Origin of the sequence: Streptomyces sp. Y1, assembly GCF_041053115.1 — a bacterium.
GTDB lineage: Bacteria > Actinomycetota > Actinomycetes > Streptomycetales > Streptomycetaceae > Kitasatospora > Kitasatospora rubellomurina.
In genome coordinates, this window is record NZ_CP163445.1 from 3,309,267 (window position 1) to 3,321,661 (window position 12,395).

Below are 12,395 nucleotides of genomic sequence, written 5' to 3' on the forward strand. Positions count from 1 at the left end.
TCGGCGCCCCCGCCCGCACCGGGCGGGGGCGCCGACGCGTACGGGCGGGGCCGGTCAGTCCACCGTCCAGGTGTCGCCGCCGGTGAGCAGCGCGGCCAGGTCGCCCGGGCCGCGGTGCGCGGCGGCGGTCGCCAGCTGGCTCGTCATCAGCTCGTCGTAGACCGGCCGCCGGACGTCCCGCAGCACCCCGATCGGGGTGTGGTGCAGGGTGTCCGCGTCGGCGATCCGGGACAGCGCGAAGGCCGTGGCGGGGCCGGCCGCGTGCGCGTCGTGCACCAGCACCCGCGCCTCGTTCTCCGCGGTGACCGGGGCCACGAACAGCTCGCCGTCCGCGCCCCGGAACACGCCGCCCGCGCCGTCCGCGCCGAAGCGGATCGGCTGCCCGTGCTCCAGCCGGATCAGCGCCTCGTCCCGGGTGCCCGGCTCCTTCAGCACCTCGAAGGCGCCGTCGTTGAAGATGTTGCAGTTCTGGTAGATCTCCACCAGCGCCGTGCCCTCGTGCCGCGCGGCCGCCCGCAGCACCGACTGCAGGTGCTGGCGGTCCGAGTCGATGGTGCGGGCGACGAAGGAGGCCTCGGCGCCGATCGCCAGCGACAGCGGGTTGAACGGCGCGTCCAGCGAGCCCATCGGCGTCGACTTGGTGATCTTGCCGAGTTCACTGGTCGGCGAGTACTGGCCCTTGGTGAGGCCGTAGATACGGTTGTTGAACAACAGGATCTTCAGGTTCACATTGCGCCGCAGCGCGTGGATCAGGTGGTTGCCGCCGATCGACAGCGCGTCGCCGTCCCCGGTCACCACCCACACGCTCAGGTCCCGCCGGGAGGTCGCCAGCCCGGTCGCGATCGCCGGCGCCCGGCCGTGGATCGAGTGCACGCCGTAGGTGTTCATGTAGTACGGGAAACGGGACGAGCAGCCGATGCCGGACACGAACACCGTGTTCTCGCGCCTGATCCCCAGCTCCGGCATGAAGGACTGCACCGCCGCCAGGATCGCGTAGTCCCCGCAGCCCGGGCACCAGCGCACCTCCTGGTCGGTCTTGAAGTCCCTTGCGCCCTGCGGCTCTTCGGCCCTGGGCACCAGCCGCAGCGACGGGAAGCCGCCCTCGTCCACAACGGGCTCGCTCATCGGTGGTCCTCCTCGTCCAGGGTTCCGATCGCCGCCCACAGCACGTCCGCCAACTGCGCCGCCTTGAACGGCAGTCCGCGCACCTGGTTGTAGGACTCGGCGTCCACCAGGTACTTGGCGCGCAGCAGCAGGGCCAGCTGGCCCAGGTTCATCTCCGGCACGATGACCTTCTCGTAACTGCGCAGCACCGTCCCGAGGTTGGCCGGGAACGGGTTGAGGTTGCGCAGGTGCGCCTGGGCGACCTCGCCGCCGTCCGCGCGCACCCGGCGCACCGCGGCGGTGATCGGCCCGTAGGTGGAGCCCCAGCCGAGGACCAGTACCCGGGCGTCGCCGCTCGGGTCGTCGACCTCGACCGGCTTGACGGTGATGCCGTCGACCTTGGCCTGCCGGGTGCGGACCATGAAGTCGTGGTTGGCCGGGTCGTAGGAGATGTTCCCGGTGCCGTCCTGCTTCTCGATGCCGCCGATCCGGTGCTCCAGGCCCGCCGTGCCGGGCACCGCCCACGGCCGGGCCAGCGTGTGCGGATCCCGCAGGTACGGCCAGAAGGCGCCGTCCTCCCGGTTCGGCCCGGTCGCGAAGTCCGGGTCGATCAGCGGCAGTTCGCCGACCTCCGGGATGCGCCACGGCTCCGAGCCGTTCGCCAGGTAGCCGTCCGAGAGCAGGAACACCGGGGTCCGGTAGGTGACGGCGATCCGGGCCGCCTCCAGCGCCGCGTCGAAGCACTCCGCGGGCGTCGCGGGGGCGACGATCGGCACCGGCGCCTCGCCGTTGCGGCCGAACATCGCCTGCAGCAGGTCCGCCTGCTCGGTCTTGGTCGGCAGGCCGGTGGACGGGCCGCCGCGCTGGATGTCCACCACCAGCAGCGGCAGTTCGAGCGAGACGGCCAGGCCGATCGTCTCCGACTTGAGCGCCACCCCGGGCCCGGAGGTGGTGGTCACCCCCAGCGCCCCGCCGAAGGCCGCGCCCAGCGCCGCGCCGATGCCGGCGATCTCGTCCTCGGCCTGGAAGGTGCGCACCCCGAAGTTCTTGTGCTTGGACAGCTCGTGCAGGATGTCCGAGGCCGGGGTGATCGGGTACGAGCCGAGGTACAGCGGCAGGCCCGAGCGCTCGGCGGCGGCGATCAGCCCGTAGGACAGCGCCAGGTTGCCGGAGATGTTGCGGTAGCGGCCGGCCGGGAGCTTCGCCGGCGGCACCTCGTAGGACACCGCGAACGACTCGGTGGTCTCGCCGAAGTTCCAACCCGCCCGGAACGCCGCGATGTTGGCCTCGGCGATCGGCGGCTTCTTGGCGAACTTGGCGCGCAGGAACTGCTCGGTGCCGTGGGTCGGCCGGTGGTACATCCAGGACAGCAGGCCGAGCGCGAACATGTTCTTCGCCCGCTCGGCGTCCTTGCGGGCCAGCCCGCTCTCCTTGAGCGCCTCCAGGGTCAGCGTGGTCAGCGGCACCTTGTGCAGGTGGTAGCCGTCCAGCGAGCCGTCGCCGAGCGGGTCCGCCGGGTAACCCACCTTCGCCAGCGCCCGCTTGGTGAACTCGTCGGTGTTGACGATGATCTCCGCGCCGCGCGGCAGGTCCGGCAGGTTCGCCTTCAGCGCCGCCGGGTTCATCGCCACCAGCACGTTCGGGGCGTCCCCGGGGGTGAGGATGTCGTGGTCGGCGAAGTGCAGCTGGAAGGACGAGACGCCGGGCAGGGTGCCGGCGGGGGCGCGGATCTCGGCGGGGAAGTTCGGGAGCGTGGAGAGGTCGTTGCCGAAGGACGCCGTCTCCGAGGTGAAGCGGTCACCGGTGAGCTGCATGCCGTCACCGGAGTCGCCGGCGAATCGGATGATCACCCGGTCGAGTCTGCGCATGGGCTTGGCCCGCCGCGGCGGCGTGCCGCCCGGGCCGGGAGGGACGGCGGGCGCGCCCGGACCGGAGTGCCGCGCGCCGCCGCCGGCCCGCTCCTCGCCGTCGTCCGAGCCGTCCACTGCTTCCGACTGATCGACCTGACTGGTCACTGCCGCGGACCTCCTCGTGGGCGCACCACCGCGGGCGCGGCCCCGTGCCCCGTCCGCCTGGTGCACCTCTCGCATCCTATGCGCGCGAGGTCGGCGGGGGCCGGAACTCCCGCATGCGGCGGGAAACCGCCGGGCGCCGTCCGTGCCGCACACCCTGCACAACGCCCCGGCGGCGGCGACCATTCCGGCCGGCTACGAGTTGAGGTAGGTCAGCACCGCGAGCACCCGGCGGTGGTCCTCCGGGCTCTGCGCCAGGCCCAGCTTCAGGAAGATGTTGCTGACGTGCTTCTCCACCGCGCCGTCCGAGACCACCAGTTGCCGGGCGACCGCCGCGTTGGTGCGGCCCTCGGCCATCAGCCCCAGCACCTCGCGCTCGCGCGGGGTGAGCCCGGCCAGCACGTCGCCCCTGCGGCTGCGGCTCAGCAGCTGCTGCACCACCTCCGGGTCCAGCGCGGTGCCGCCGTCGGCGACCCGCAGCACCGCGTCCGCGAACTCGCGCACCTCGGCGACCCGGTCCTTCAGCAGGTAGCCGACGCCCCGGGTGGAGCCCGCCAACAGCTCGGAGGCGTAGCGCTCCTCCACGAACTGCGACAGCACGAGCACGCCCAGTCGCGGGTAGCGGGCGCGCAGTTCGACGCAGGCGCGCAGCCCCTCGTCGGTGTGGCCGGGCGGCATCCGCACGTCCGAGACGACCACGTCCGGCAGCGCGCCGGCCGCCGCCAGCCCGTCCACCGTCCGTACCAGCGCATCGCCGTCCCCGACGCCCGCGACCACCTCCAGGCCGCGGTCGGTGAGCAGCCTGGTCAGGCCCTCCCGCAGCAGTACGGAGTCCTCGGCGATGACGACACGACGCATGGCGACCTTCCCCCGGAAGTGGTGCGGACGGAGGCCAGTCTCCCCCATGCCGGGCACCCCGCGGTCCACGAGCCCTCAGGGCCCGCCCGGCGGCCGCTCACATGGTGCGGATCGCCACCGAGTCGCACAGGCCTTCCAGGGCCGCCTTCGCCGGGCAGTCCGGCAGCGTGGCGAGGATCGCCCGGGCCTCCTCGGCCTGGCGCAGCGTCTCCCGGCGGGCCCGCTCCAGCGCGGGGTGGCGGCGCAGCAGGCGCAGCGCCTCGGCGTGCAGGGCGTCGTCGGCGGACAGGTCCCCGGCGAGCAGCTCGCGCAGCCGGGTGTCCTCCGGGTCGGCCGGGTCGGCCGGCATCTGCTGCAGCAGCAGCGTCGGCAGCGTGGCCACGCCCTCGCGCAGGTCGGTGCCGGGGGTCTTGCCGGACTCGTGGCCGTCGCTGGCGATGTCCAGCACGTCGTCGGCCAGCTGGAAGGCGATGCCGATCCGCTCGCCGAAGTCGCCGAGGGTGTCCACCACCCACGGCTCGGCGCCGGCCGACTGCGCTCCTATCCGGCAGGCGACGGCGATCAGCGAACCGGTCTTGCCGGCCAGCACGTCCAGGTAGTGCAGCAGCGGGTCGACGTCCGGGCCCGGGCCGCGGGTCTCCATGATCTGGCCGGTGACCAGCCGCTCGAACGCCTCCGCCTGCATCCGCACCGCCTCCGGGCCGAGGTCGGCGAGCACCTGGGAGGCGCGGGAGAACAGGAAGTCGCCGGTCAGGATGGCGACCGAGTTGTCCCAGCGGGAGTTGGCGCTGGGCGCGCCCCGGCGCACCGGCGCCTCGTCCATCACGTCGTCGTGGTACAGGGTGGCCAGGTGGGTGAGCTCGACGACGACGGCGGCCGGCACCACGCCGGGCGCCCCCGGGTCGCCGAACTGGGCGGCGAGCAGCAGCAGGAGCGGACGGAAGCGCTTGCCGCCGGCCTCGATCAGGTGGCTCGCGGTGACGGTGATGAACGGGACGTCGCTCTTGACGGTCTCGGCGAGCGCCGCCTCCACCGCGTCCAGTCCGGCCTGGACGTCCCGGGTCAGGTCGCGGTCCTGCACGCTGAGCCCGAAGGGTCCCACGACGGTCACGAAGACCACTCCTCTGTCCCTGGTCGATCTAGCGGCCTGGTCCTTGAGTGCCGCCGCTGGCCATACAGGCAGGGTATCCGGTCGTGAGTGGATCACTGCACGGGCGTGCTGGTCCTGTCACGATCCGGCCGGAAGGCCTGGTCAGACGGGCTGCGCGGGCCGGTCGGCGGCGGGGTGGAATCGGCCGCGCATAAAGACGCGCGCGAGGACGCGACAACGACGCGCACAACGACGCGTGGAACAACGTGCGCAAGGACGCGCACGAAACGCCGGAGGCCGGTCCGGGAATCCCGGGCCGGCCTCCGCCGCGGCGACCGGAACCGGTCAGTACGCGAACAGCGAGGCCTTCGACGCGAGGTCCAGGAAGTACTGCGGCAGCAGGCCCAGACCCAGCGTGACGAGCACCCCCACCCCGATCGCCGTGGCCGTGAACGCGCTCGGGATCGCCACCGTCGGGCCGCCCGGCTGCGGGTCCGAGAAGAACATCAGCACGATCACCCGGATGTAGAAGAACGCGGCCACCGCCGAACTCAGCACACCCACCACCACCAGCGGCGTCGCCCCGCCGGCCGCCGCCGCCTGGAACACCGCGAACTTCCCGGTGAACCCGGACGTCAGCGGGATCCCGGCGAACGCCAGCAGGAACAGCGCGAACACGCCCGCCACCAGCGGCGACCGCCGGCCCAGCCCGGCCCAGCTCGACAGGTGCGTCGCCTCGCCCTTCGAGTCGCGCACCAGCGTCACCACGGCGAACGCGCCCAGCGTCACGAACGAGTACGCGGCCAGGTAGAACAGCACCGAGGACACGCCCTGCCGGTCGAGCGCGATCACACCGGTCAGGATGAACCCGGCGTGCGCGATCGACGAGTAGGCGAGCAGCCGCTTCACGTCCTGCTGGGTCACCGCCAGCACCGCGCCCACCACCATGGTCAGGATCGCGACACCCCACATCACCGGCCGCCAGTCCAGCTTCAGGCCGGGGAACGCCACGTAGAACAGCCGCAGCAGCGCCCCGAACGCGGCGACCTTGGTGGCCGCCGCCATGAAACCGGTCACCGGCGTCGGCGCGCCCTGGTAGACGTCCGGCGTCCAGGCGTGGAACGGCACCGCGGCGACCTTGAACAGCAGCCCGACCGCCAGCAGCCCCAGGCCCGTCAGCAGCAGCACGTCGCTCTGGGTGCTGCTCAGCTGCGCCGGGGTGGACATCGCCTTGCCGGAGACGACGTCCGCGATGTCGCCGAGCTTCACGCTGCCCGCGTAGCCGTACAGCAGGGCCGTGCCGAACAGGAAGAACGCCGAGGCGAAGGAGCCGAGCAGGAAGTACTTGACCGCCGCCTCCTGGGACAGCAGCCGGCGGCGCCGGGCCAGCGCACACAGCAGGTACAGCGGCAGGGAGAAGACCTCCAGGGCCACGAACATGGTCAGCAGGTCGTTCGCGGCGGGGAACAGCAGCATGCCGCCGACCGCGAACATGGTCAGCGGGAACACCTCGGTCGTGGTGAACCCGGCCCGGACCGCGGCCCGCTCCTGCTCGCCGCCGGGAGTGGCGGCGCCCTGCGCGGCGAACGCGTCCGCGGGCAGGCCGCCGGCCTTCGGCTCCAGCCGGCGCTCGGCGTAGGTGAGCACCGCGACCACGGCGACCAGCAGGATCACGCCCTGCAGGAACAGCGCCGGGCCGTCCATCGCCACGGACTCCATGGCCAGCAGCTCCAGGTGCGGGGCCCGGCCCTGCGCGGCCAGCACCACCACGGCGACGAACGCGCCGGCCAGGCCCGCCAGCGCGAGCGGCACCTGCGTCCAGTACCGGTGGCGGCGGGGCACGAAGGCCTCCACCAGGATCCCGGCCACGGCCGCCCCGAACACCACCAGCATCGGCGAGAGCCGGCCGTACTCGATGTGCGGCGCCGGGATGCTGGGCGTGTTCCCGCCGAGGGCGGCGAGCACTGCGATGGCGCTCACTTCCGCTCACCTCCTGAGCTGGCGGCGACCGGGTGGACCGGCGCCGGGTCGGTCCGGTGGACCTGCGAGAGCGTGGCGTCCACCGAGGGGTTCACCAGGTCGGTGAGCGGCCTGGGGTAGACGCCGAGCAGCACCGTCAGCGCCACCAGCGGCGCCACCACGGCGAGTTCGCGCGCCTTCAGGTCGGGCATGGCGCGCACGCCCTCCTTCACCGGGCCGGTCATGGTGCGCTGGTACAGCAGCAGCGCGTACAGCGCGGCCAGCACGATCCCGAAGGTCGCGACGATCCCGACCGCCGGGTAGCGGGTGAACGTGCCCACCAGCACCAGGAACTCGCTGACGAACGGCGCCAGCCCCGGCAGCGACAGGGTGGCCAGGCCCCCGATCAGGAACGTCCCGGCGAGCACCGGCGCGACCTTCTGCACGCCGCCGTAGTCGGCGATCAGCCGCGAACCGCGGCGCGAGATCAGGAAGCCGGCCACCAGCATCCACGCCGCGGTGGAGATGCCGTGGTTCACCATGTAGAGGGTGGCGCCGCTCTGGCCCTGGCTGGTCAGCGCGAAGATCCCCATGATGATGAAGCCGAAGTGCGAGATCGAGGCGTAGGCGACCAGCCGCTTGATGTCCTTCTGGCCGATCGCCAGCAGCGCGCCGTAGACGATGCCGACCAGCGACAGCACCAGGATCGCCGGGGCGAAGGTCCGCGACGCGTCCGGGAACAGGCCGAGGCAGAAGCGCAGCATCGCGAAGGTGCCGACCTTGTCCACCACGGCGGTGATCAGCACCGCCGTCCCCGCCGTCGCCTCGCCCATCGCGTTCGGCAGCCAGGTGTGCAGCGGCCACAGCGGGGCCTTCACCGCGAAGGCGAAGAAGAAGCCGAGGAACAGCGCCTTGTCGGCGGTGCCGCTCAACTGCAGCCGGCCGTCCGCGACCGCGTCGGTCAGGGTCCGCAGGTCGAAGGTGGCGACGCCCTGGTCCTGCGCCAGCACGTACAGGCCGATCACGGCGGCCAGCATCACCAGGCCGCCGAGCAGGTTGTACAGCAGGAACTTCACGGCCGCGTAGCTGCGCTGGCGCGCCGACTCGGGGCCGCCCGCCCGGTCCCCGAAACCGCCGATGAGGAAGTACATCGGGATCAGCATGGCTTCGAAGAACACGTAGAAGAGGAAGACGTCGGTGGCGTAGAAGGAGACGATCACCATCGCCTCGACGGCCAGGATCAGGGCGAAGAAGCCCTGGGTGCGGCGCTTGCCCTCGATCGTGCCCGCCTCGGCGCCGTCCGGGCCGGGCGCCACCGGGTCGGCGTCGTGCCAGGACGCCAGGATCACCACGGGCACCAGCACGGCCGTCAGCAGCGCGAGCACCGCGCCGATGCCGTCCACGCCGAGCGAGAAGGTGATGCCGAAGGAACGGATCCAGCTGTACGACTCGGTCAGCTGGTACCGGGCACCGTGCGGGTCGAACCGCGCGGCCACCACGGCGGCCAGCACCAGGGCCACCGCCGAGACGCCCAGCGCGACGGCCTTGGTGGTGCGGCGCCGGGCCTCGGTCGAGCCGGCCGGCAGGGCCGCGGTCAGCACCGCGCCGGCCGCCGGGACGACGCAGGTCGCGGTCAGCAGCGCGCTCACGGCTTGCCTCCCCCGCGAGTTGTGGATTCCATCAGACGGACCTCATCAGGAGAGTCGAGGCGACCAGCACCAGCGTGCCGCCGAACATGGAGAGCGCGTACGAGCGGACGAAGCCGTTCTGGATCCGCCGCAGCCGCCCGGACAGGCCGCCGATGGTGGCGGCCAGGCCGTTCACGAAGCCGTCCAGGCCCCGGCTGTCGAACCAGACCAGGGTCGCGGTGAGCGCCGATCCCGGCCGCACCAGCACGGCGTGGTTGATGTCGTCCTGCAGCAGGTCGCGCCGGGCCGCCCGGGTCAGCGGGGAGCCGACCGGCGGAACCACCGGCACCGGCGAACGCCAGTACATCAGGTAGGCCAGGCCGACACCGGCCAGCATGCAGGCCGTGGTCAGCCCGGTGACCGTCCACGAACTCAGCGGCGAATCGCCCTCGCTGTGCCCGGTCACCGGCTCCAGCCACCTCAGGAAGGAGTCGTGGAAGGCGAACAGCCCGCCCGCGAAGACCGAGCCGAACGACAGCAGGACCATCGGGATCGTCATCGTCCGCGGCGACTCGTGCGGGTGCGGCAGCTCACCGCTCTCGTCGGGCTGCCAGCGCTTCTCGCCGAAGAAGGTCAGCACCATCACCCGGGTCATGTAGAACGCGGTGACGGCCGCGCCGACCAGCGCGCACAGGCCCAGGATCCAGCCCTCCGTGCCGCCCTTCGCGAACGCCGCCTCGATGATCCTGTCCTTGGAGAAGAACCCCGACAGGCCCGGGAAGCCGATGATCGCCAGGTAGCCGAGGCCGAACGTGACGAAGGTGACCTTCATGTGCCGCCACAGGCCCCCGTAGTGACGCATGTTCACCTCGTCGTTCATGCCGTGCATGACCGACCCGGCGCCCAGGAACAGCCCGGCCTTGAAGAAGCCGTGCGTCACCAGGTGCATGATCGCGAAGGCGTAGCCGATCGGGCCGAGGCCCGCCGCCAGCACCATGTAGCCGATCTGCGACATCGTCGAGCCGGCCAGCGCCTTCTTGATGTCGTCCTTCGCGCACCCGACGACCGCACCGAACAGCAGCGTGACCGCGCCGACCACCACGACGGCCGTCCGGGCGTCCGGCGCCAGGTCGAAGATCGCCGAGGAACGGGTGATCAGGTACACGCCGGCCGTCACCATGGTCGCCGCGTGGATCAGCGCCGACACCGGCGTCGGACCCTCCATCGCGTCCCCCAGCCACGACTGCAGCGGCACCTGAGCCGACTTGCCGCACGCCGCCAGCAGCAGCATCAGGCCGATCGCCGTCAGCTTCCCCTCGCTCGCCTCGTGCGCCCCGTCGAACACCGGGGTGAACGCGAAGGAGCCGAACTCGGCGAACATCAGCATGATCGCGATCGACAGGCCCATGTCGCCGACCCGGTTGACGACGAACGCCTTCTTCGCCGCCGTCGCCGCACTCGGCTTGTGCTGCCAGAAACCGATCAGGAGGTACGAGGCCAGCCCCACGCCCTCCCAACCCACGTACAACAGCAGGTAGTTGTCCGCGATCACCAGCAGCAGCATGGCCGCCAGGAACAGGTTCAGGTACGCGAAGAACCGGCGCCGGCGCTCGTCGTGCGCCATGTAGCCCACCGAGTACAGGTGGATCAGCGTGCCCACCCCGGTGATCAGCAGCACGAAGGTCATCGACAACTGGTCCAGCCGGAACGCCACATCGGCCTGGAAACCGTTCACCGGCACCCAGCTGAACAGGTGCTTCGTCACCGCCCGGTGCTCGGCCTCCCGGCCCAGCATGTCCGAGAACAACGCCAGGCCGAAACCGAACGAGAGCGCCGCGAGCGCCGTGGCCAGCCAGTGACCGAACCGGTCCAGCGCCCGCCCGCCGAGCAGCAGCAGGGCGGCACCGGCCAGTGGAGCCGCCACCAGCAGCGGAATGAGAGAGTTCACCGAAGGCCCTCCGCCTACAGCTTCATCAGATTGCTGTCGTCGACCGAAGCGGAGTGCCTCGTCCGGAAGATGGACACGATGATGGCGAGACCGACCACGACCTCCGCCGCCGCCACCACCATCGTGAAGAACGCGATGACCTGCCCGTCCAGCGTCCCGTGCAGCCGCGAGAACGTCACCAGCGCCAGGTTCGACGCGTTCAGCATCAGCTCCACGCACATGAACAGCACGATCGCGTTGCGCCGCACCAGCACCCCGGCCGCGCCGATGGTGAACAACAAGGCCGCCAAGTACAGGTAGTTGACCGGATTCACTGCTCGCCCTCCTCCGGCTCGTGGTTCCCGGCCGGCTCCAGCGACCTGCGCGGAGCCGCCACCACCGGCCGCTCCGACGACGCCCGGCCCAACCAGTCCGCCGTCGCGTTCTCCAACTCGGCCATCCGGCGCCGCATGTCCTCGCTCACGTCCCGGACCTGGCCGCGCTCGCGCAGCGTCGCGTTCACCGACAACTCCGCCGGCGACCCGTCCGGCAGCAGCGCCGGCACGTCCACCGCGTTGTGCCGCGCGTACACCCCCGGCGCCGGCAGCGGCGGCACCTGCAGGTTGTCCCGCACCCGCTGCGCCGCCAGCTCCCGCTGCGTCTTCGGCGCCTTCACGTGCTCCCGGTGCGTCAGCACCATCGCACCGATCGCCGCCGTGATCAGCAGCGCGCCCGTCACCTCGAACGCCCACACGTAACGGGTGAAGATCAGCCGCGCCAGCCCCGGCACGTTGCCCTCGGCGTTCGCCTCCGACAACCCGGTGAAGTGGTCCAGCTTCGCGTTCGCGATCCCCGCCACCAGCAGCACGCCGAAACCCAGCCCGCACAGCGCCGCCGCGAACCGCTGGCCCTTCAACTGCTCCTTCAACGAGTCCTCGCTGGTCACCCCGACCAGCATCACCACGAACAGGAACAGCATCATGATCGCGCCGGTGTACACCACGATCTGCACCACGCCCAGGAACACCGCGCCCTGCGCCATGTAGCAGACCGCCAGCGCCAGCATCGTCGCCGCCAGGCACAGCGCGCTGTGCACCGCCTTGCGCATCAGCAGCATGCCCAGCGCGCCGCCCACCGCGACCACCGCCAGCACCCAGAACTGGACGGCCTCACCCGTCGAGGTCGTCCCGGTGGCTTCCGCGAGACCCGCGATCACTGCCGCACCTCCTTCTCCCGGTCGGTGCGCTCCTGCTGGACCGTCCCCGGCGCCGCCGCGGTGATCTCACCGCGGTAGTACGCGCCCTCGTCGGCGCCCGGGAAGATCGCGTGCGGGGTGTCCACCATGCCCTCGGACAGACCCACCAGCAGCTGCTCCTTGGTGAAGATCAGATCCCGGCGCGACGAATCCGCGAGCTCGTACTCGTTCGTCATCGTCAGCGCCCGCGTCGGACAGGCCTCGATGCACAGCCCGCACAGGATGCAGCGGGCGTAGTTGATCTGGTACACCGCGCCGTAGCGCTCACCCGGCGAGTACCGCTCCTCGTCCCGGTTGTCCGCGCCCTCCACGTAGATCGCGTCCGCCGGGCACGCCCAGGCGCACAACTCGCAGCCCACGCACTTCTCCAGGCCGTCCGGATGCCGGTTCAGCTGGTGACGGCCGTGGAAACGCGGAGCGGTCGGCTTCTTCTGCTCCGGGTACTGCTCGGTCAGCCGCTTCTTGAACATGGCCTGGAAGGTCACGCCGAAGCCGGCGGCCGGGCCGAGCAGCGACGGCCGGTCGGGCCGGTCGGCCCGCTCCGTCTGGTCGGACGACATCT

10 protein-coding genes are annotated in these 12,395 nt (G+C 71.6%); all 10 read right to left on the reverse strand.

The features are described from left to right. Positions 1-54 precede the first annotated feature (54 nt). The 10 genes from AB2U05_RS13865 to nuoI all read right to left on the reverse strand — a co-directional run bounded on the left by AB2U05_RS13865 (position 55) and on the right by nuoI (position 12,393). On the reverse strand, positions 55-1,125 hold the full coding sequence (locus AB2U05_RS13865) for a thiamine pyrophosphate-dependent enzyme (RefSeq protein WP_045709418.1): 1,071 nt from the start codon (positions 1,123-1,125) through the stop codon (positions 55-57). Next, the gene (locus AB2U05_RS13870; RefSeq protein WP_369183366.1) at positions 1,122-3,119 is read right to left on the reverse strand and encodes a 2-oxoacid:acceptor oxidoreductase subunit alpha; all 1,998 of its coding nucleotides are present in this window, start codon (positions 3,117-3,119) and stop codon (positions 1,122-1,124) included. The genes AB2U05_RS13865 and AB2U05_RS13870 overlap by 4 nt, the downstream gene beginning before the upstream one ends. 192 nt (positions 3,120-3,311) lie before the next feature. Continuing rightward, positions 3,312-3,974 (reverse strand): response regulator transcription factor, encoded by a 663-nt coding sequence (locus AB2U05_RS13875; protein ID WP_045703613.1) that lies wholly within the window; start codon positions 3,972-3,974, stop codon positions 3,312-3,314. A gap of 97 nt (positions 3,975-4,071) precedes the next feature. After that, the gene (locus tag AB2U05_RS13880) at positions 4,072-5,085 is read right to left on the reverse strand and encodes a polyprenyl synthetase family protein (RefSeq protein WP_045703639.1); all 1,014 of its coding nucleotides are present in this window, start codon (positions 5,083-5,085) and stop codon (positions 4,072-4,074) included. A 324-nt stretch (positions 5,086-5,409) separates the two neighbouring features. After that, a complete protein-coding gene (gene nuoN, locus AB2U05_RS13885; RefSeq protein WP_045709420.1) occupies positions 5,410-7,044 on the reverse strand; it encodes an NADH-quinone oxidoreductase subunit NuoN in 1,635 nt (544 codons plus the stop codon). After that, the gene (locus AB2U05_RS13890) at positions 7,041-8,672 is read right to left on the reverse strand and encodes an NADH-quinone oxidoreductase subunit M (protein ID WP_369183367.1); all 1,632 of its coding nucleotides are present in this window, start codon (positions 8,670-8,672) and stop codon (positions 7,041-7,043) included. The genes nuoN and AB2U05_RS13890 overlap by 4 nt, the downstream gene beginning before the upstream one ends. A 31-nt stretch (positions 8,673-8,703) precedes the next feature. Continuing rightward, positions 8,704-10,599 (reverse strand): NADH-quinone oxidoreductase subunit L, encoded by a 1,896-nt coding sequence (gene nuoL, locus AB2U05_RS13895; protein ID WP_045709421.1) that lies wholly within the window; start codon positions 10,597-10,599, stop codon positions 8,704-8,706. A gap of 14 nt (positions 10,600-10,613) precedes the next feature. Beyond that, positions 10,614-10,913 carry an NADH-quinone oxidoreductase subunit NuoK gene (gene nuoK, locus AB2U05_RS13900; RefSeq protein ID WP_045703619.1) on the reverse strand — a complete coding sequence of 100 codons (300 nt, stop codon included), beginning with the start codon at positions 10,911-10,913 and terminating at the stop codon, positions 10,614-10,616. Then, entirely contained in the window at positions 10,910-11,791 is an 882-nt protein-coding gene (locus AB2U05_RS13905; RefSeq protein WP_369185949.1) for an NADH-quinone oxidoreductase subunit J, read from the reverse strand. Before AB2U05_RS13905 ends, nuoK begins: the two co-directional genes overlap by 4 nt. Continuing rightward, complete coding sequence (nuoI, locus tag AB2U05_RS13910; RefSeq protein WP_045703621.1) at positions 11,791-12,393, reverse strand: NADH-quinone oxidoreductase subunit NuoI; 603 nt, start codon at positions 12,391-12,393, stop codon at positions 11,791-11,793. Before nuoI ends, AB2U05_RS13905 begins: the two co-directional genes overlap by 1 nt. Positions 12,394-12,395 lie beyond the last annotated feature (2 nt).

Excerpts from the sequence above, each read along its gene's own strand:
- AB2U05_RS13865 (WP_045709418.1), bottom strand. The coding sequence starts at position 1,125 with ATGAGCGAGCCCGTTGTGGACGAGGGCGGCTTCCCGTCGCTGCGGCTG.
- AB2U05_RS13875 (WP_045703613.1), bottom strand. The coding sequence starts at position 3,974 with ATGCGTCGTGTCGTCATCGCCGAGGACTCCGTACTGCTGCGGGAGGGC.
- nuoI (WP_045703621.1), bottom strand. The coding sequence starts at position 12,393 with ATGTCGTCCGACCAGACGGAGCGGGCCGACCGGCCCGACCGGCCGTCG.